This window comes from Mangrovibrevibacter kandeliae (assembly GCF_024519155.1).
Taxonomy (GTDB): Bacteria; Pseudomonadota; Alphaproteobacteria; order Rhizobiales; family Rhizobiaceae; genus Mangrovibrevibacter; species Mangrovibrevibacter kandeliae.
Genome location: NZ_JANIFJ010000004.1, coordinates 93,642 through 113,534, shown reverse-complemented (window position 1 = coordinate 113,534; position 19,893 = coordinate 93,642). Strand labels below are relative to the sequence as shown.

The window sequence follows — 19,893 nt, the reverse complement described above, 5'->3', positions numbered from 1 at the left end:
GCACTGACGCCGACCCTCTTCGCGTTTCCGATGGGTGCAGTAAGCCACGACGTGCCGCGGCCCGAAATTCGTGATTCTACGTATCAGCCGGGATGATCAATACTCTATAAGACTTGCTTCGGGTAATTCTTCCTAATGGAAGGCCGAGATAGTTTGCCTATCGCAATTTTATAGTTCAGTCGTGGGATGGGTTATTGTCGGAGTTTGCCGGATGGGCGGCGCGCGGCCCGGCGCGCTCGACGAGGTGGACGAGGTCGGCGACGTTGCGCAGTCCGGTCTTGCGCAGGATGTTCACCCTGTGGATCTCGACGGTACGGGGGGAAATGCCGAGCTCGAAGGCGATCACCTTGCTCTGCTCGCCGCGCGCGACGCGTTCGAGCACCTCGAGTTCGCGCGGCGACAGCGACCGGATCTGCTCGGCCGCGCGATCGCGCTGCGCCTCCTCGGCCCGCCGTCGGTGTCCCTCCGCCAGCGCCTTCTCGACGGTGGCGAGCAGCGTGTCGGCGTTGAACGGCTTTTCCAGGAAGTCCACGGCGCCGAGCTTCATCGCCTCGACGGCCGTCTTCAACTCGCTCGACCCGCTGAGTACGACGACCGGCAGCGTGGGCGCCTCTTCCCCGAGCCGGCGCTGCACCTCGATGCCGGTCATCTCGGGCATCTTCATGTCGACGATCAGGCAACCGGCATCGGCAAAGCCGTCGGCGAAGAAGTCGTGGGCCGAGCCGAAGGCGCCCACCTTGAAGCCCGCCCGCTCGAGCAGGATCGTGAGAGACGCCAGCACCTGGGGATCGTCGTCCACCAGGCAGACCGTCTTGACCATTTCTGCGACGTCGGTCATCGGCGGCATCGATCAGACCATGTCGGCGCCGGTCGGCGGCGGGACCAACCGCCGCGCGGCGACCATCCGACGATCCTTGTCAGGAGGCTGCATAGCGCTCAATCACCGTTCAGTCGCGGCACCCAGCCGCCCTGCCTATCGATAGGCCTCCGTTCTCCGGCACCGCCGACAGAACCTGTCGCCAAGTCCGGCCGAACCCGCCGTTCGCCCGCTCTCTCACGAGGCGGCCTTCCGATTCGGTCGACCGATTCATAGCGCCAAGACGATCGTAACGGAATGCAACCTTCCGCGGAGAGCATCGCATCTTGCGGTCGCGCAGGGCCGTGGCCCGCGCCGGTGTTGCCTCGGCGCCCCTCTTCGACTTCCATGCCGGCCGATGCACGCCGGAATTCCAAGCTGCAGCCGAAGACGGGCCGGACCTCATGCTGACGCTGAAGCAGATCGAAATCATCCGCGCCGTCATGGTGTCCGGATCCATCGCCGGGGCGGCACGCCTGCTCGGCGTGAGCCAACCGGGCGTCAGCCGCGCGATGAAGCACATCGAAGGCTCGCTCGGCATCCGCCTCTTCGCCCGCGAGGCGGGGCGCTATGTGCCGACCGACGAAGCCCGGGACGTCTTCGCCCAGATCCAGGAGGTGCATCAGCGGGTGCAGAACCTGCAGGAGGCGGTCAGCCGGCTGGAGCGCGGCGAAGACGTGGAGCTGCGGATCGGCTCCGTGCCGAGCCTCGCCCAGGTGATGATGCCCCGCGCCATCGCCGCCGTGCGGCGGCGCTATGCCGACCTCAGGATGAACGTCGAGATCCTGAAGATCGAGGAGGCGATCGACTACATCCTCGTCGGCCGCGGCGAGTGCGTGGCGATGAGCTACCGGCTCGACCACCCGTCGATCGCCTTCGAGCCGCTGGCCGCCGGCAATCTCGTCTGCATCGCCTCGGCCCGCCATCCCCTCGCCGGGCGGCAGAGCGTCAGTGCGGCCGAGATCGTCCGCCATCCGCTGATCGGGATCGAACCGAACGATCCCTACGGGCGCATCATGGCCGAGATCTTCAGGGCGCGCGACCTGCCCTACGACGTCGTCGTCAAGGCCCGGTTCGGCAGCACCGTCGCCGCGCTCGTGGCGCAGAATCTCGGCATCGCCGTCCTCGACATCTTCACCGCGGCCGACCTGCCGCGCGACCGCCTCGCCGTCATCGAGATCGAAGAGGACACGCGCTTCGAGACCTTCGTCGCGTCGCGAGCGGGCACCGTGCTGTCAAGCTTCGCGCAGTTCTTCGTCGACCGTCTGCGGGCGGAAATGCAGGTGCTCGCCTCGCCGCTGCGGGTCGCGGCGCCGGAGCGGCCCAGCAGCGGTGCATCCATACCATAAGGGTATAGACGCGTCCTGATTTGGTATTTGCGTTATCGTGGCGCGGATGGAAATGTGACGGACCGGCGCGGCGTGGACCGGGTGGCGCGGCCGGGGGGAGGATCATCCGGTAAGGGAGGAACAATGAGAGCACCGCTCATCGCGGCCGCCATCGCGGCCGTTTTCGGCTTCGGCGCAGGCGTATCGCAGGCCGCCGATTATCCGAGCAAGGAGATCCAGGGCATCATCCAGTGGGGCGCCGGCGGTTCGACCGATACGGTGATGCGGGCCGTGACGCCGAAGGCCGAGGATGTGCTCGGCGGCTCGATCGTCCTGCAGAACGTCACCGGCGGCGTCGGCGCCATCGGTCTCAACCAGGTCGCCAACAGCGACGCCGACGGCTACACGCTGCTGATGGGCGCCGAGAACCCGCTGCTCTACAAGGTGATGGGCCTCGGCCAGAAGGACTACAGCGACTTCGTCCCGATCAACATTCTCGCCCGCGGCACGCCGATCCTCGTCGCCCGTCCCGACGCGCCCTACGACGACTACGCGTCGATGATGGCCTACATCAAGCAGCATCCGAACGAGGTGAAGTTCGGCTCGACCGGGCCCGGCGGCGTCCCTTCGGTCGTCACGGCCATGATCGAGAATGTCGAGGGCAAGCTGCCCGTGACCTTCGTTCCCTATGATGGCGACGGCCCGGCGCTGACGGCCCTTCAGGGCAAAGCGATCGACGTGATGCCGGCGGTGCTCGGCGCCGCCATCGAAGGCGTCAAGGCCGGCAAGATGAAGCCGATCGCCGTCTTCTCGACCGACAAGGTCGAGCAGCTTCCCGACGTCAAGCCGATCACCGAGGCTGACGAGAAGTATGGCAAGTTCCTGCCCTGGGGCCCGTTCTTCGGCATCTTCGCGCCGAAGGGCACGCCGGACGACGCGGTCGCCACGCTGCAGGACGCCTTCAAGCAGGCCGCCGATCAGGACAGCTTCAAGCAGCTGATGGACAATCGCGGCTTCATCCTGATGAACGTCTCCGGCAAGGAGGCCGAGGACTTCATGGCCAAGTGGCAGTCGAACACGACTTGGCTGCTGCAGGACGCCGGGCTGACCAAGAAGTCGCCGGAGGAGTTCGGCATCGCCAAGCCGTAAGGCCGGCATGCCCGTGCCGTGCAGGAGCGCCGCCGGCCTCCTGCCCCTCGTGGTGCGCGTCCTGAGCAGCGTCGAGGGGCGGCAGCGGGTTGCATCCGCCACGAGGGCGCTTGCCCTCGTGGTTCCACCGGCCCACAGGGTGGGTGGGCCGCGCGCCGCGCGCCGTGGCCACGCGACGACGACCACCTGACGACCACCCATAGATCGCGTCCTGATCGGAGGGACGGCACCATGACGAGCAACACGACGCGTCGGCCGGGCGAGCTGGCCTTCACCCTCTTCCTCGCGGTCGTCAGCCTGTTCCTGCTCTGGACAGCCTTCGGCATTTCCGGCTTCGAGGCGCTGAGTTCACCGGGGGCCGTGCCGATGGCGACGACCTTCGCCATGCTCGCCACCGCGCTGATCGTGGCGGTGAAGACAGCCCGGCGTCCGGCCGCGGCGGACGAGAAGCTGGGGCGCGACGTGCTGCCGCCGCTGGTCTTCGTCTTCGCCCTCTTCCTTCTCGCCTACGCCCTTCTCCTGAAGCCGCTCGGCTTCCTGCCGACCTCGGCGCTGTTCCTCGTCGGCTCGGTGAAGATCCTGTCGGGCCGCGGCTGGGGTTTCGCGGTCGGCGTCTCGGCACTGAGCCTCCTCGTCATCTACGTCCTCTTCCGCATCGTCTTCACCGTGCTGATGCCGGCCGGCATCGTGCCGGAGGGCGAGATCCTCCAGGCCCTGCGGGGCCTCTTCGGCGCGGGACGCTGACGCCATGGAGACGCTCGCCGCCTTCTTCACCGTCTGGGCCGATCCGAAGCTCTTCGCGCTCGTCGCGGTCGGGACCTTCGCCGGCATCTATATCGGCGCGATTCCCGGCCTGTCGGTGACGATGGCCGTCTCGATCCTGATCTCCTTCACCTTCTCCTGGGACGTGAACCCGGCGATCGCCCTGATGATCGGCATCTTCATGGGCGGCGTCTATGGCGGCTCGCGCACCGCGATCCTCCTGAACATCCCCGGCGCGCCCTCGGCGATCGCCACCGCCCTCGACGGCTATCCGATGGCGCAGCGCGGCGAGGCCGGCGAGGCGATCGGCATCACCACGGTGATGAGCTTCATCGGCGGCTTCGCCGGCATCATCGTGCTGGCCGTGGCCGCCCCGGTCGTGTCCGACTTCGCACTCTCGTTCCAGCCGCGCGACTACATGCTGCTCGCCGTCCTCGGCCTCCTCCTCGTCGGCTCGCTCGCCAGCGGCTCGCTGGTGAAGGGCATCTTCGCCGGCGCGCTCGGCCTGATGCTCGGCACCGTCGGCATGGACCCGCTCACCTTCACCGAGCGCTTCACCTTCGAGATCCCGCTGCTCCAGTCCGGCATCTCCTTCATCGCGGTGATGATCGGCCTCTTCGGAGTCTCCGAGGCGCTGACGCAGTTGCACCAGATCGACAAGGCGGCGGTGCGCCAGTCGATCGACCGGATCGTGCCCTCGTGGTCGACGGTGCGAAAGCACCTGCCTCTATCGATGCAGACCTCGGCGATCGGCGTCTTCATCGGCGCCCTGCCCGGCACCGGCGGCGACATCGCGGCGCTGCTCGCCTACGACCATGCCAAGCGCGTCACCCGCAATCCGGAGCGCGCCTTCGGCGACGGCGCGATCGAGGGGCTGGTGGCGCCGGAGACCGCCAACAACGCGGCCGTCGGCGGCGCCTTCATCCCGATGATGACGCTCGGCATCCCCGGCGACGCGGTGACCGCGATCATGATCGGCGCGCTGTTCATCCACGGGCTGAACCCCGGCCCGATGCTGATGGTCGAGAAGCCGGACATGTTCTGGTTCATCGTCGGCGCTCTGGTGCTCGCCAATTTTTGCATGCTCCTGTTCGGGCTCACGGGCATCCGCCTCTTCGTCAAGATCGTCGAGATGCCGCGTGCCGTGATGGTGCCGCTGATCCTGCTCCTGTCGGTGGTCGGCGCCTATGCGGTGAACAACTCGATCACCGACGTCTACTGGATGCTCGGCTTCGGCGTGTTCGGCTACTTCCTCAAGCTCTACGGCTACCCGCTCGGGCCGATCATCCTCGGGGTGATCCTGTCGCGCCTCCTCGACGACAACTGGCGCCGCGCGATCATCTCGGAGCGCGAGAGCCTGCCGGCCTTCTTCCACGGCCTCGTGACGAGCCCGCTCTCGCTCGTCCTGTTCCTGTCGGTCATCTTCATCTTCGTGTCGCAGACGCCGTTGTGGAAGCGCTGGCGACGCGGGCGCACGGGCCCCGCCCGCCCGCCGGCTGAGCCCGGCGAACCCGAGGACGCGACGCTGTCATGACCCGCACCCCCTTCGACGCGCTGGGGACTCCCGCCACCGTGCTGGTGGGGCTGATCGGCGCAGGAATCCAGCTGTCGCGCTCGGCCGCCATGCACGAGGCCGAGGGTGCCGCGCAGGGGCTGCGGCTGGTCTACCGCCTCCTCGACGCGGACCGGATGGACCCCGTGCCACCGATCGCCGAGCTCCTGCGCGCGGCCGAGCTCTGCGGCTTTGCCGGGCTCAACATCACCTTCCCCTACAAGCTTGCGGTGACCGAGCACCTGGATTCGCTCAGCGACGACGCGCAGGCGCTGGGGGCGGTCAACACGGTGGTGTTCCGCGACGGGCTTCGGCTCGGCTTCAACACCGACCTTGGCGGCTTCTCCGACAGCTTCGCCGCCGAAATGGCCGGCGTGCCGCGCCGCGACGTCCTGCAGATCGGCGCGGGCGGCGCCGGGCTCGCGGTCGCCTTCGCTCTCCTCGACAACGGCGTCGAGCACCTCGCCGTCCACGATCTCGATCGGCCGCGGGCCGAGACCCTCGTGGCGACGATCGCCAAGCGCTACGGCCGGGACCGGGTGTCGCTGGCGGCAGACGTCGACGGCCGCTTCGACGGGGTCGTCAACGCCACGCCGATGGGAATGGCCAAGCTGCCGGGCTCGCCCTACCCGGTCGATCGACTGACGCCGGACATGTGGGTGGCCGACGTGATCTACTTCCCGCTCGAGACCGAACTGGTGCGGGCGGCCAAAGCGCTCGGCTGCCGGGCGATCGGCGGCGCCGGCATGGCCGTCGGCCAGGCCGTCCGCGCCTTCCGCCACTTCACCGGACGGGACGCCGACCCGGCGCGGATGCGCGCGCGGTTCGAGGCGCTGGGGGATGACGGCGGTGCGGCGCCCATCGCCTGACCGTCGCCGGATGACCGCAGCGACATGACATTGATCGATGAGAACCCGCGCAATCCAGCGGCGAGGACCAGGATGAAGACGGCGATCGCGACGGTATCGATTTCGGGCGACCTGAAGGAGAAGCTCGCCGCCATCGCGGCGGCCGGCTTCACCGGCGTCGAAATCTTCGAGAACGATTTCCTCGCCTTCGACGGTGGCCCGCGCGAGGTCGGCGAGATGGTGCGCGACCACGGGCTGGAGATCGCGCTCTACCAGCCGTTCCGCGACTTCGAGGGCATGCCCGAGCCGCAGCGCGCCCGCACCTTCGACCGGGCCGAGCGCAAGTTCGACGTCATGGCCGAGCTCGGCACCGACCTGATGCTCGTCTGCTCCAACACGTCCCCGATCAGCCTCGGCGGCATCGACCGCGCGGCGGCCGACTTCCGCGAACTCGGCGAGCGGGCGGCACGGCGCGGCCTCAGGGTCGGCTTCGAGGCGCTCGCCTGGGGCCGGCACGTCAGCGACCACCGCGACGCTTGGGAGGTGGTGCGCCGGGCCAACCATCCGGCCGTCGGCGTCATCCTCGATTCATTCCACACGCTCGCCCGCGGCATCGACCCCGACACCATCCGCTCGATTCCCGGCGACAAGATCGCCTTCGTGCAGCTCGCCGACGCACCGAAGATCGACATGGACCTCCTCTACTGGAGCCGGCACTTCCGCAACATGCCGGGCGAAGGAGACCTCGACGTTCCCGGTTTCATGCGCGCGGTGATGGCGACCGGCTATGCCGGCGTCCTGTCGCTCGAAATCTTCAACGACCAGTTCCGCGGCGGCTCGCCGAAGTCGATCGCGCGCGACGGCTACCGCTCGCTGGTCAGCCTGATGGACGGGGTGCGCCGGACCGAGCCGGGGATCGCCGTCGACCTGCCGGCGATGCCGGACCGAATCGCGGCGAGCGGCGTCGCCTTCGTCGAGTTCGCCGCCAACGAGGCAGAGGCCGAGGAACTCGGCGCCCTCTTCGCCGGCATGGGCTTCGCGCGCGCGGCCCGCCACGTCGCCAAGGACGTGACGCTCTGGCGGCAGGGCGACATCAACCTCGTCGTCAACACCGAGCGCGAGGGCTTCGCGCACGCGGCCTATCTCGTGCACGGCACCAGTGTCTGCGACATCGGGCTGACGGTCGAGGACGCCGGGGCGACGCTGGAGCGGGCGCGGGCGCTGAAGGCCGATCCCTTCGAGCAGCCGGTCGGGCCGGCCGAGCTGAAGATCCCGGCGATCCGCGGCGTCGGCGGCGGCGTGATGCACTTCCTCGACGGGCGCAGCGCGCTGAAGGACGTCTGGAGCACCGAGTTCCGGCCTCTGTCAGAGGCGACCGGCATGCCGGCGGCGGGCGCCGGTCTCACCCGCATCGACCACATCGCCCAAACCATGAACTACGAGGAGATGCTGACCTGGACGCTGTTCTACACGTCCATCTTCGCCACCCGCCGTACGCCGATGATCGACATCGTCGACCCCGGCGGCCTCGTGCGCAGCCAAGCGATCGAGACGGCCGACGGGCGCCTTCGCATCACGCTGAACGGCGCGGAGAGCCGCAAGACGCTCGCCGGCCACTTCATCGCCGAGAGCTTCGGCTCGGCCGTGCAGCACCTCGCCTTCGCGACGGACGACATCTTCGCGACCGCCGAACGGCTGCGCGCCCTCGGCTTCAAGCCGCTGCAGATCACGCCGAACTACTATGACGACCTCGAGGCCCGCTTCGGCCTCGACCCGAGCCTCACCGACCGGCTGAAGGCGGAGAACATCCTCTACGACCGCGACGCCGAAGGGCGGGAATACTTCCAGCTCTACTCGCCCAATTACGGCGAGGGCTTCTTCTTCGAGATCGTCGAGCGGCGCGGCGGCTATGACGGCTACGGCGCACCCAACGCCCAGTTCCGCATCGCCGCGCAAAAGCGCAGCCTGCGGCCGAAGGGCCTGCCGCGCGAGTAAGCGGGAGCGGGAAGGGGTAGCCGCGCCCAAGTGCCGAACGAGCAGCGCAAGCCTAAGGCGGTCAGCTGATCTCCCCTTCCAGATCGGCAGTTCTGTCGATAGTGCCCGGTTGTTACTGCGGAGGACGCCACGATCGGAAGTCCCGATCTTGAGCCCTCCGCCGATCATCGCGCAGGGCCTCGGCGATCAGAGATCCACCCAGGCGCCGTCCCGTTTCGACGACTCGACGCAGGCCTCGATGAAGGCAAGGCCGGCAATGCCCTCCTCGATCCCCGGCAGCACGCCGTTGTCGGATGCCGCCCCGCCAGCTTCGGCCGCGCGGATCAGCGCGGCGGCCTCCGTGTAGATCGTCGCGAAGCCCTCGAGATAGCCCTCGGGGTGGCCGGCCGGGATACGGCTGACCGCGGTCGCCGGGCCGGTCGCACCCGCGCCGTTGCGCGTGAGCAGGCGCTTCGGCTCGCCAAGCGGGGTGTACCAGAGCTTGTTCGGCTCCTCCTGCGCCCATTCGAGCCCGCCCTTCTCGCCATAGACGCGCAGGGTGAAGCCGTTCTCGTTGCCGACCGCCACCTGGCTCGCCCAGAGCGTGCCTTTGGCGCCGCCCTCAAAGCGCAGCATCATCGTGGCGTTGTCGTCGAGCCGGCGGCCCGGCGCGAAGCTGGTCAGGTCGGCGCAGAGCTTCTCGGCCTTCAGGCCGGTGACGAAGCAGGCGAGGTTGTAGGCGTGCGTGCCGATGTCGCCGATCGCGCCGCCGGCGCCCGCGCGGGCCGGATCGACCCGCCAGTCGGCCTGCTTGGAGCCGGTGTCCTCGGTGCGGGTCGCGAGCCAGTCCTGCGCGTATTCGGCGACGATCACCCGGATCGCGCCGAGCTCGCCCGCCGCCACCATCGCCCGCGCCTGCCGGATCATCGGGTAGCCGGTGTAGTTGTGGGTCAGCACGAAGACCTTGCCGGACGTCTTGGCGATCTCCGCGAGCTCCCTCGCCTCGGCGAGGTTCAGCGTCATCGGCTTGTCGCAGATGACGTGGAAGCCGGCCTCGAGGAAGGTCTTGGCCACCGGGAAGTGCATGTGGTTCGGAGTGACGATCGCCACCGCCTGCATGCCGTCCGGCCGTGCCTTCTCGCCCTCTGCCATCGCCTCATAGGAAGCGTAGCTGCGCTCGGCCGGCAGGCCGATCTCGGCGGCCGAGGCGCGCGCCTTCTCAGGCGTCGCCGACAGTGCGCCGGCGACGAGTTCGTATTGGTCGTCGAGCCGGGCGGCAATGCGGTGCACGGCGCCGATGAAGGCGCCCTGCCCGCCGCCGACCATGCCGAGCCTGATGCGGCCGGCAAATGCAGTCTCGTCGCGTCCTTCGATAGCCATGTCGCCCTCCCCCTCAGCGATCAATGCCGAGCATGCGCTTGTTCGCCGCCTCGTCGGTGCCGCCGGCCGCGAAGTCGTCGAAGGCCTTCTCGGTGACGGTGATGATGTGGCCGGCGATGAAGGGCGCGCCCTCGGCGGCGCCCTGCTCGGCGTCCTTGATCGCGCACTCCCATTCGAGCACGGCCCAGGAGTCGTAGTCGTATTCGGCGAGCTTGGAGAAGATCGCGGCGAAGTCGACCTGGCCGTCGCCGAGGGAGCGGAAGCGGCCGGCCCGCTTCAGCCAGGGCTGATAGCCGGAATAGACCCCCTGCCGTCCCGTCGGGTTGAACTCGGCGTCCTTCACGTGGAAGGCGCAGATCCGCTCGTGGTAGATGTCGATGAACTCGACATAGTCGAGCTGCTGCAGCACGAAGTGCGACGGGTCGTAGTTGATCTGGCAGCGCGGATGGTCGCCGCAGGCCTCGAGGAACATCTCGAAGGTCGCACCGTCGAAGACGTCCTCGCCGGGATGGATCTCGTAGCCGACGTCGCAGCCCGCCGCGTCGAAGGCGTCGAGGATCGGCACCCAGCGCTTGGCCAGTTCCTCGAAGGCCGTGTCGATGAGGCCGGCGGGGCGCTGCGGCCAAGGATAGAGGAAGGGCCAGGCGAGCGCGCCCGGGAAGGTCACGTGGCTGGTGAAGCCGAAGTTCTTCGAGGCCTTGGCCGCCAGCATCATCTGCTCGACCGCCCACGCCTGGCGCGCCTTCGGATTGCCCCGCACCTCGGGCGCCGCGAAGCCGTCGAAGGCCTCGTCGAAGGCCGGGTGCACGGCGACGAGCTGGCCCTGCAGGTGCGTCGACAGGTCGGTGATCTCGACGCCCGCCTCACGGGCGATGCCGGTGATCTCCTCGCAGTAGCCGGTGGACTCGGCCGCCTTCCTGAGGTCGATCAGCCGCGCGTCCCAGGTCGGGACCTGGATGCCCTTGTAGCCGTGGCCCGCCGCCCATCCGGCGATCGACTTCAGGTCGTTGAACGGCGCGGTGTCGCCGGCGAACTGCGCCAGGAAGATCCCCGGCCCCTTCATCGTCTTCATCTGGTTCTCCCCTTCGAAGGCGACGGCCGCTCTCCTCCCGGCCGTCCGTGGCGGCCTCGCGCCGCGCTCCTCAATCAGCAGAATAGGCGGTAGTGCGCGCCTGTCACGCGCTCCGCCAGCGATGTCCCCGCCTCGCGATCAGGCCGCCGCCCAGAGGAGGCCGCGACGCAGGATCTCCTTCATCTGCGGTACGGCGAACTCGGAGGCGACGTGGCCGAGGGCGGAGTAGAAGACGCGGCCCTTGCCGTAGTGCTTCTTCCAGACCACCGGCATCACCACGCCGTCGATCCAGTCGGCGTGGTCGCCGTTGAAGCGGGTCGTCGCCAGCACCTCGATCGAGGGATCGACATGCATGAAATACTGCTCGGAATGGTAGGCGAAGCCCTCGATGCCCTGCATCAGCGGATCGTCCGGTCGGGTGACGTCGACCCGGTAGTCGATGATGTTGCCGGGATGGGCGACCCACTGGCCGCCGACCATGAACTGGTACTCCGGCTGGTCGCGGAAGGCGTCGGCCATGCCGCCGTGATAGCCGCCGAGCCCGACGCCGCCCTTCACCGCGGCGGCGAGGTTGGAGAGCTCCTCCTTCTCGATCTTGGCCATGGTGATGATCGGAACGATCAGGCTGAGATCGCGGATCGAGGGATCGGCGAAGGCCTCGGTGGTGTTCTCGGTGAAGACCTTGAAGCCTTCCGCCTCCAGCATGGCGCCGACGATCTCGGCGCCCTCCTTCGGCTCGTGACCGGCCCAGCCACCCCAGACGATGAGCGCTTCCTTCATGACGATGATACTCCCTTGATGTGCGACGGCCTCAGGCGAGGCTTGCGAGCGACGGGCTGTCCGACAAAGGCTGCGGCCGCTCCGGCCGCGTGGTGATGGCGACGGTGGTGCCGGTCTCGGCGGCCTTGCCGACGGCCTCCATCACCTCGAGCGCGTGCAGCGCCAGCGCGCCGCTCGCCCGGTGCGGCCGGTCCTGGCGGATCGCGGCGGCCATGTCGGCGAGGCCGAGGGAGCGGTAGTTGCCGTCCGCCCATGGCGTCTCGACCGGCACGTCGGTCCACTCGCCGCCCTTCGGCAAGGTCGAGACCTCGCCGCCGAAGCGGTTCGGGTCGGGCACGATCAGGCTGCCCTCGGTGCCGTAGATTTCGATCGGCAGATGCTTGTGAGCCGCGACGTCGAAGCTCATCGTGATCGAGACGACCGCGCCGGAGAAGAATTCGAGCAGGCCGACGACGTGCGTCGGCACTTCCACATCGATCGCCTGGCCCTTCTTCGGCTCGCTGGTGATGGTGCGATGGGCGCGCGGCACCGGCGCCATGCCGGCGACGCGAGCGACGGGGCCGAGCAGGTTGACGAGGTCGGTGACGTAATACGGGCCCATGTCGAGCATCGGGCCGCCGCCGCGCTTGTAGTAGAAGTCCGGGCTCGGGTGCCAGCGCTCGTGGCCGGGGCACATGAAGAAGGCGGTGCCGCCCACCGGCTGGCCCAGCTTGCCGGTGTCGAGGAAGGCGCGGGCGGCCTGGTGCGAACCGCCGAGGAAGGTGTCGGGCGCGCAGCCGACCCGCAGGTTCCGCCGCTCCGCCTCCTCGATCAGCCGCGTCGCGTCCCTGAAGTCGATGCCGAGCGGCTTCTCGGAGTAGGCGTGCTTGCCGGCCTTCAGGATGTCGAGGCCGACCGACACGTGCGCGGCGGGAATCGTGAGGTTCAACACGATCTCGATCGCCGGATCCGCCAGCAGTTGCTCGATCGTGACGGCCGGCACGCCAAATTCTTCCGACCGCCGCGCGGCCGCGGCCGGATCGAGGTCGGCGAGCGCCCGGACGTCGAGCACCGGGAAGTTCTTGGCGGCAGTCAGATAGGCGGCGCTGATGTTGCCGCAGCCGATGATGCCGATCCCGACGGGTTGCATGTGCGTTCCTCCCAAAAGGTTCGAAGCGCCTCCTCCCGAGGCGCCGATGTCAGCCGGCCGATACCGGCCCGGTGGTGTTCCAGGGCGAGCCGTAGAGCTCGCGCAGTGCGATCGCCGCCGCGCCCTGCGCCCAGAGCGCATCGGCGAAGGGCTCGACCACGATCTCGGTGACGTCGCCGTGCGCCGGCGCCACCGCTCCGTCGAAGCCGCGCCCGACGGCCTTGGTGAAGAGGTCGCCCAGCGACAGCAGCGAGCCGACGAGCACGATGCGCGGCGGGGCAAAGAGCGAGACGATGTTGGCGAGCGACACGCCGACAGCGTGGCCGGCGCGCTCCACCAGTTCGCGCACGTCGCCGTTGCCGTCGCCGAGGTGACTGACGGCGTGGCGCAGCCCGCGCCCGACCTGGATCGCGTCGGCCGCCGCCGGGTCGGCCTCCAGCGCGGCGAGGATCGTCTGCTCGGAGGCGAGGTCGAGGAGCCGCAGCGAACGGCCGGCGGCGTCCGCGCCGATCACCATGCCGCCGATGTCGAGGCTGAGGCCGCGCGAGCCGCGGAACAGCTCGCCCTCGTGCAGCACGCCGAGGCCGATCGCCTGCTCCAGGGACACCACCACGAAATCGGCGAGGTCGCGGCAGTTGCCGAACCACTGCTGTGCCAGCGTGGCGGCGTTGACGTCGCTCTCCACGATCACCTTCAGCCCGACGCGGCGGCTGAGCTCGCGGCCGAAGGAGATGTCGCGCTCCGCAAAGATCGGGCTCGTGCGCACGATTCCGGTGCCGTATTCGACGATCCCGGGCATCGTCGCGCAGATGCTGTCGATCGCCTTGAGGGTGAGGCCGGCATCGACCACCACCCGGCGCACCAGGTCGTCGAGGATGTCGGCCACCACCGCGACCGGCTGGCGGGCGACGCGCAGCGGCAGCTCGAGGCTCGCCAGCACGCCGCCGCGGAAGTCGCTGACGACGGCGACGATCTTGTGAATGCCGAGCTTGATGCCGACGACGCGCGCCGCGGCCGGGTTGAGCTGCAGCATCACCCGCGGCCGACCGCGGGTCGGTTCGTGGATGCCCCCGACCGGCCGCGTCTCGATCACCCCGTCCTCGATCATCGAACCGGTGATCGCCGACACCGTGGTCGACGACAGTGCGCCGCGGCTGCAGATCTCGACCCGCGAGATCGGACCATGGCGCCGGATGATGTTGAGGATGTGGAAGCGGTTGATCTCCCGCATCAACTCCGGGTCGCCGGTCTTCATCACGAACCTGGGATATTTAATTCCGAGCCCGGAAATAAGCGCTTCCGACGCCTCCCTGTCAATGCAGCCTTGCCCGGTTTTCGATCACTATGCCTGCGACCGCTTGACAGCTTGCCGCAAAAGGCATCGTATTAAATCCGCCAAGCGCAAAAAATCGCTGGCATGGGAGGAAACCGATGACACGAGCCATCACCTGGCGGCACGCGCGCGCCCTCGCCGCCTGCTGCGCCCTGTTTTCCGCCGGCCTGACGGCCACGACGGCGTCCGCCGACACCACAGTGCACCTGATGCATGTCGAGCAGAACCCGAATTATTCCGCGAACTGGCGAAAGATCGCCGACGCCTACGAGGCGTCCCATCCGGGCGTGAAGATCGACCTGCAGTTCCTCGAGAACGAGGCGTTCAAGGCCAAGCTGCCGACGCTGCTGCAGTCGAACGACGCGCCGGATCTCTTCTACTCCTGGACCGGCGGCGTCCTGAAGGCGCAGTTCAAGGCGGGAGCCGTGCAGGACCTGACCGAGAAGATGCAGGCCGACGGCGGCGCCTGGGCGAACCAGTACATCCCGGCCGCCGTGAAGGGCGTGACCATCGACGGCAAGATGCTCTGCGCTCCCCTGAAGATGAGCGTCATCGGCTTCTTCTACAACAAGCCGCTCTTCGCCAAGGCCGGCGTCAAGGCCGAGGACATCAAGACCTGGGACGACTTCCTGGGTGCGGTGAAGAAGCTGAAGGACGCCGGCATCACGCCGATCGCCGGCGGTGGCGGCGACAAGTGGCCGCTCCACTTCTACTGGTCGTACCTGGCGCTGCGCGAGGGCGGCGAGGCGGCCTTCACCGAGGCCAAGGCCGGCGAAGGCGACGGCTTCACCGCCAAGCCCTTCGTCGACGCCTTCCAGAAGCTGAAGGAACTCGGCGAACTCGAGCCGTTCCAGCCGGGCTATCTCGGCACCCGCTGGCAGGACACGCTGGCGCTCTTCGGCGACGGCCGGGCGGCGATGCTCCTCTCCTTCGACGACAGCGCCAACCGCCAGAAGGCGGCGGCGGCCGACGGCAAGGGCATCGCGCGCGAGGATCTCGGCGTCTTCGCCTTCCCGAGCGTCGATGGCGGCGCCGGCGATCCCTCCTCGACCTTCGGCGGCGTGAACTGCTGGGCGGTGTCGCGCAACGCCTCGCCCGAGGCGATCGACTTCGTGAAGTACTTCACCGGCCCCGAGGCCGAGCTGGCGATGGCCGAGGCTGGCCAGCTGATCCCGGCCGCCAAGGGCGCCGACAAGGGCCTGAAGGATCCGATCGTGCAGACCTTCTCGGACGAGCTGAACCACTCGAAGTTCCACCAGCTCTTCCTGGATCAGGATCTCGGCCCCTCGGTCGGGCGCGTCGTCAACGACGTCACCGTCGAAGTCGTCTCCGGCAACATGGAGCCCGACGAGGCCGCCCAGCAGATCCAGGACGCCTTCGAGCTCGACCAGTAAGTCCGACGCCCGCGGGCCGCGGCGCCAGCGCCGCGGCTCTCCCGTTCCGGAGACCGTTCATGGCGCAAGCGACCAGCCTCGCCCCGGGCAAGAGCCCGCTCGTCGAACCGGCCGCGCAGAGCCGCGCACCGGCCCGGCGCAGCGGCGGACTGCGCAACATCGGCCGCACCTGGCCGGTGCTCGTCCTGTTCCTGCCTCCGGCGATCCTGCTCTTCACCCTCTTCGTGATCCTGCCGATCGGCGAGGCCGGCTGGTACTCGCTGTTCGACTGGAGTGGCTACGGCCGTCCGGACGAGTTCATCGGCCTGAAGAACTTCGAGCTCCTGTGGCGCAGCGGCGCCTTCCGGACCGCCCTCACCAACAACGGCCTGATCATCGTGATCTCGCTGGCGCTGCAGCTGCCGCTGGCGCTGTGGCTGGCGACGCTCGTTTCGCACCGCATCCCCGGCGCGACCGTCTTCCGGCTGATCTTCTTCCTGCCCTACGTGCTCGCCGACGTCGCCGCCGGCCTGATCTGGCGCTTCATCTATGACGGCGACTACGGCCTCGTCGCCTCGATCGCGAGCCTCCTCGGCTTCGAGACGCCCTACGTCCTCGCCGACCGCACCATCGCCATCTATGCCGTTCTGGCGGTGATCGTCTGGAAGTATTTCGGCTTCCACATGATGCTCTTCATCGCCGGCCTGCAGTCGATCGACAAGTCGCTCTACGAGGCGGCCGACATCGACGGCGCCACCGGCTGGCAGAAGTTCACCAACGTGACTCTGCCGCTGCTGTCGCCGACGATCCGCCTCTCGGTGTTCTTCGCGGTGGTCGGCTCGCTGCAGCTCTTCGACATGATCATGCCGCTCACCGGCGGCGGCCCGTCCAACTCGACCCAGACCATGGTGACCTTCCTCTACACCTACGGGATCACCCGGATGAAGGTCGGCTTCGGCAGCGCCATCGGCGTCGTCCTCTTCGTGATCTGCGTGACGCTCGCCTTCGGCTACAGACGGATCTTCATGAAAAATGACTGACCTCGCAGCCACGTCCGGGCGCCAGCCCGGCTATGCCGAGAGCCGCAGGCGGCCGGATTTCGTCACGCAGCTCTACATCTATGGCAGCCTCTTCATCGTCGCGGCCATCGTGCTGGTGCCGCTGCTGACGACCGCGCTCGGCGGCCTGAAGACGCTCGGCGAGCTCCGCGTCAACCCGTTCGGCCTGCCGACGCAATGGCAGTGGGCGAACTACGGCGACATCCTGTTCAGCAGCCGCTACTGGCGCATGCTCGGCAATTCGTTCCTGATCGCCGGCCTGACGACGGCGCTGACGCTGGCGGTCGCGGCGATGGCCGCCTTCACGCTCGCCCATGTCCGCTTCTTCGGCGCGGGCTTCCTGATGAACTACTTCCTGCTCGGGCTGATGTTCCCGATCGCGACGGCGATCCTGCCGCTGTTCATCCGGATCCGCGACCTCGGCCTGCTCGACAGCTACATGGGCGTCGTGCTGCCGCAGGTCGCCTTCGGCCTGGGGATGGCGATCCTCCTGTTCCGCAACTTCTTCCGCAACGTCCCGAAGGAGCTGTTCGACGCCGCCTTCGTCGACGGCTCGGGCTACATCCGCTTCTTCTGGTACGTCACGCTGCCGCTGTCGCGCCCGATCCTGGCGACCGTCGCCATCGTCGCCTTCGTGAACTCGTGGAACAACTACATCATGCCGCTGATCATGCTGAACAGCCAGGACAAGTACCCCTGGCCGCTCGGCATCATGGTCTACCAGGGTGAGTTCTCGACCGACTGGCAGCTCGTCCTCGCCTTCATCACCCTGACGATCCTGCCGACCGTCATCGTCTTCTTCGCCGCCCAGAAGCACATCGTCTCCGGCCTCACCGCCGGCGCGGTGAAGGGCTGAGGCGCACAACGGAAAGGTCGCCGCACATGGCCCGCATCGCGCTCCAGTCGGTCCGCAAGTCCTTCGGCTACCACCCGGTGCTGCACGGCGTCTCGATCGACATCGAGGACGGCGAGTTCGTCATCCTCGTCGGCCCGTCGGGCTGCGGCAAGTCTACGCTCCTGCGGATGATCGCGGGGCTCGAGGAAGTGACCGCCGGCGACATCCGCATCGGCGACCGGGTGGTCAACGACCTCGCGCCGAAGGAGCGGGACATCGCCATGGTGTTCCAGAACTACGCGCTCTATCCGCACATGACGGTCGCCGAGAACATGGCCTTCTCGCTGAAGCTCGCCGGCGCGCCGAAGGCGGAAAAGGACGCGGCGGTGGGGCGGGCAGCCGAGATCCTCGGCCTCGCCCCGCTGCTCGGGCGCTATCCGAAGGAGCTTTCGGGCGGCCAGCGCCAGCGCGTCGCGATGGGCCGCGCGATCGTGCGCGACCCCAGCGTCTTCCTCTTCGACGAGCCCCTGTCCAATCTCGACGCCAAGCTGCGCGTGCAGATGCGCGGCGAGATCAAGTCGCTGCACCAGCGGCTGAAGACCACCATGGTCTACGTCACCCACGACCAGATCGAGGCGATGACGATGGCGGACCGGATCGTCGTGATGAACGGCGGCCGGGTCGAGCAGATCGGCCGCCCGCTCGACCTCTACGAGACGCCGGCCAATCTCTTCGTCGCGAGCTTCATCGGCTCGCCTTCGATGAACCTGATCGAGGGCGAGGTCGCACGCGGCGACGGGCGGCCGCTGTTTCGTACGACCGACGGCCTGGCCCTGCCGCTGCCGGACGGCACGAACGCCGCCCCCGGCCGGCGACTGGTCTACGGCGTCCGGCCCGAACACGTCGCGCCCGCGGCCGAAGCGGATGCGGACGCGACCGCCACCATCGAGCTGGTGGAGCCGACCGGCGCCGAGACGCAGGTGCAGATGCGGCTCGGCGAGCACCTTGCCACCGGCACCTTCCGCGACTGGCCCATCGGCCGCCCGGGCGAGCGGATCGGCCTGCGCCTGCAGCGCGACAAGATCCATCTCTTCGACCAGGAGACGGGCGAACGGCTCGACGCCGCGCGGCCCCGCACCGCAGGGGCAGCCGGACGCGCAGCCTGAGGATGGCAGCGGCGCCGGCGGCGGAGGGCGACCGTCGCCGTCCGCCGTGCTAAGCCCGGCATGGTGAACAGTGAACCTTGCAGAGAACCCTGATGCTGCCTGACTCTCCCTCCACCGCCAAGCTCGTCGGCCGCGTCTGGCGGCCGGAGCTCGGCGGCCCCTCCGTCGTCATTCTGCGCGATGGCCAGCTGATCGACGTCACCGGAAGCGTGCCGACGGTGTCGGACTTTCTCGAGGACGATCCGGCCGCGCGCTTCGACTATCTGGAGGGTGAGCCGCTGGGGCCGGTCGAGAGCTTCCTGCACGAGCCGCACCAGATGCGCAGCGGCGCCGACGCGCCCTGCCTGCTCGCGCCCTGCGACCTGCAGGCGCTGAAGGCCTGCGGGGTCACCTTTGCGCAGAGCATGATCGAGCGCGTCATCGACGAGCGCACCGGCGGCGATCCGGCCCGCGCCCAGACGATCCGCACCCGGATCGGCGCCCTGATCGGCGGCAACCTCGCCAACATCGAGGCCGGCTCGCCGGCGGCCGAGGAGGTGCGCGCCGTCCTGCAGCGCGAGGGCCTGTGGTCGCAGTATCTCGAGGTCGGCATCGGCCCCTACGCCGAGGTCTTCACCAAGTCGCAGCCGATGTCGGCGGTCGGCCATGGCGCGGAGGTCGGCATCAACCCGATCTCGGCCTGGAACAATCCCGAGCCGGAGATCGTGCTCGCGGTGGATTCGACCGGCACGATCCGCGGCGCGACGCTCGGCAACGACGTCAACCTGCGCGACATCGAAGGCCGCTCGGCCCTTCTCCTCGGCAAGGCCAAGGACAACACCGCCTCCTGCGCCATCGGGCCGTTCATCCGCCTGTTCGACGACAGCTTCGCGCTCGCCGATGTCGAGGCCGCGACGCTGAGAATGTCGGTGACCGGCCGCGAAGGCTTCACCCTGTCCGGTCGCTCGGACATGGCCGAGATCAGCCGCGCGCCGGCCGAACTGGTGCGCCACGCGATGAACGCCAGCCATCAGTATCCGGACGGCTTCATGCTCTTCCTCGGGACGATGTTCGCCCCGGTGCAGGACCGCGACACGCCGGGCGGCGGCTTCACCCACAAGCCGGGCGATGTCGTGGAGATCTCGACGCCCCTCCTCGGCACGCTCGCCAACACGGTGACGACGTCGGATTTTGTGCCGCCGTGGACCTTCGGCGCCCGCGCGCTGATGAAGAACCTCGCCGCCCGCGGCGTCCTCGACACCTGACGCCCGGTGCACCGAGGGCTCGCGCAGAGCCCTCGGCTTTTCGGGCAGTGAGCG

At 68.5% G+C, this 19,893-nt stretch carries 17 protein-coding genes; 11 read left to right on the top strand and 6 right to left on the bottom strand.

Going from position 1 to position 19,893, the window contains the following annotated elements; translation table 11 throughout:
- Positions 1 to 175: 175 nt before the first annotated feature.
- Positions 176 to 838: a response regulator transcription factor gene (locus tag NPA30_RS12280; RefSeq protein ID WP_256802988.1), complete on the bottom strand. Its 663-nt coding sequence runs from the start codon at positions 836 to 838 to the stop codon at positions 176 to 178.
- 422 nt (positions 839 to 1,260) lie between these two features.
- Here NPA30_RS12280 and NPA30_RS12275 point away from each other — a divergent pair, with 422 nt between their 5' ends.
- From NPA30_RS12275 to NPA30_RS12250, 6 genes are all read left to right on the top strand, one after another.
- A complete protein-coding gene (locus tag NPA30_RS12275) occupies positions 1,261 to 2,205 on the top strand; it encodes a LysR family transcriptional regulator (protein WP_256802987.1) in 945 nt (314 codons plus the stop codon).
- Between the two features lie 123 nt (positions 2,206 to 2,328).
- Positions 2,329 to 3,333 carry a Bug family tripartite tricarboxylate transporter substrate binding protein gene (locus NPA30_RS12270; RefSeq protein ID WP_256802986.1) on the top strand — a complete coding sequence of 335 codons (1,005 nt, stop codon included), beginning with the start codon at positions 2,329 to 2,331 and terminating at the stop codon, positions 3,331 to 3,333.
- 231 nt (positions 3,334 to 3,564) lie between these two features.
- Positions 3,565 to 4,077 carry a tripartite tricarboxylate transporter TctB family protein gene (locus NPA30_RS12265; RefSeq protein WP_256802985.1) on the top strand — a complete coding sequence of 171 codons (513 nt, stop codon included), beginning with the start codon at positions 3,565 to 3,567 and terminating at the stop codon, positions 4,075 to 4,077.
- Positions 4,078 to 4,081: 4 nt separating this feature from the next.
- Entirely contained in the window at positions 4,082 to 5,629 is a 1,548-nt protein-coding gene (locus NPA30_RS12260; RefSeq protein ID WP_256802984.1) for a tripartite tricarboxylate transporter permease, read from the top strand.
- Positions 5,626 to 6,516, top strand: coding sequence for a shikimate dehydrogenase (locus NPA30_RS12255; RefSeq protein WP_256802983.1), 891 nt, complete (start codon positions 5,626 to 5,628; stop codon positions 6,514 to 6,516). Before NPA30_RS12260 ends, NPA30_RS12255 begins: the two co-directional genes overlap by 4 nt.
- Before the next feature lie 72 nt (positions 6,517 to 6,588).
- Positions 6,589 to 8,490: a bifunctional sugar phosphate isomerase/epimerase/4-hydroxyphenylpyruvate dioxygenase family protein gene (locus NPA30_RS12250; RefSeq protein ID WP_256803248.1), complete on the top strand. Its 1,902-nt coding sequence runs from the start codon at positions 6,589 to 6,591 to the stop codon at positions 8,488 to 8,490.
- A 186-nt stretch (positions 8,491 to 8,676) separates the two neighbouring features.
- On the opposite strand, the gene NPA30_RS12245 is transcribed toward NPA30_RS12250, so the two are convergent.
- The 5 genes from NPA30_RS12245 to NPA30_RS12225 all read right to left on the bottom strand — a co-directional run bounded on the left by NPA30_RS12245 (position 8,677) and on the right by NPA30_RS12225 (position 14,085).
- Positions 8,677 to 9,849 (bottom strand): Gfo/Idh/MocA family oxidoreductase, encoded by a 1,173-nt coding sequence (locus NPA30_RS12245; protein ID WP_256802982.1) that lies wholly within the window; start codon positions 9,847 to 9,849, stop codon positions 8,677 to 8,679.
- 13 nt (positions 9,850 to 9,862) lie between these two features.
- Positions 9,863 to 10,921: a sugar phosphate isomerase/epimerase family protein gene (locus NPA30_RS12240; protein WP_256802981.1), complete on the bottom strand. Its 1,059-nt coding sequence runs from the start codon at positions 10,919 to 10,921 to the stop codon at positions 9,863 to 9,865.
- Between the two features lie 138 nt (positions 10,922 to 11,059).
- Positions 11,060 to 11,701, bottom strand: coding sequence for a ThuA domain-containing protein (locus tag NPA30_RS12235; RefSeq protein ID WP_256802980.1), 642 nt, complete (start codon positions 11,699 to 11,701; stop codon positions 11,060 to 11,062).
- Positions 11,702 to 11,732: 31 nt separating this feature from the next.
- Positions 11,733 to 12,830: a Gfo/Idh/MocA family protein gene (locus NPA30_RS12230; RefSeq protein WP_256802979.1), complete on the bottom strand. Its 1,098-nt coding sequence runs from the start codon at positions 12,828 to 12,830 to the stop codon at positions 11,733 to 11,735.
- 49 nt (positions 12,831 to 12,879) lie between these two features.
- Positions 12,880 to 14,085: an ROK family transcriptional regulator gene (locus tag NPA30_RS12225; protein WP_256802978.1), complete on the bottom strand. Its 1,206-nt coding sequence runs from the start codon at positions 14,083 to 14,085 to the stop codon at positions 12,880 to 12,882.
- A 176-nt stretch (positions 14,086 to 14,261) separates the two neighbouring features.
- On the opposite strand from NPA30_RS12225, the gene NPA30_RS12220 reads away from it, so the two are divergent.
- The 5 genes from NPA30_RS12220 (at position 14,262) to NPA30_RS12200 (ending at position 19,839) form a co-directional block, all read left to right on the top strand.
- A complete protein-coding gene (locus tag NPA30_RS12220; RefSeq protein ID WP_256802977.1) occupies positions 14,262 to 15,557 on the top strand; it encodes an extracellular solute-binding protein in 1,296 nt (431 codons plus the stop codon).
- Positions 15,558 to 15,616: 59 nt separating this feature from the next.
- Complete coding sequence (locus NPA30_RS12215; protein ID WP_256802976.1) at positions 15,617 to 16,576, top strand: carbohydrate ABC transporter permease; 960 nt, start codon at positions 15,617 to 15,619, stop codon at positions 16,574 to 16,576.
- A complete protein-coding gene (locus NPA30_RS12210) occupies positions 16,569 to 17,450 on the top strand; it encodes a carbohydrate ABC transporter permease (RefSeq protein WP_256802975.1) in 882 nt (293 codons plus the stop codon). Before NPA30_RS12215 ends, NPA30_RS12210 begins: the two co-directional genes overlap by 8 nt.
- 26 nt (positions 17,451 to 17,476) lie before the next feature.
- On the top strand, positions 17,477 to 18,595 hold the full coding sequence (locus NPA30_RS12205; protein WP_256802974.1) for an ABC transporter ATP-binding protein: 1,119 nt from the start codon (positions 17,477 to 17,479) through the stop codon (positions 18,593 to 18,595).
- A 92-nt stretch (positions 18,596 to 18,687) separates the two neighbouring features.
- Positions 18,688 to 19,839 carry a fumarylacetoacetate hydrolase family protein gene (locus NPA30_RS12200; protein ID WP_256802973.1) on the top strand — a complete coding sequence of 384 codons (1,152 nt, stop codon included), beginning with the start codon at positions 18,688 to 18,690 and terminating at the stop codon, positions 19,837 to 19,839.
- The last annotated feature ends 54 nt before the right edge of the window (positions 19,840 to 19,893 follow it).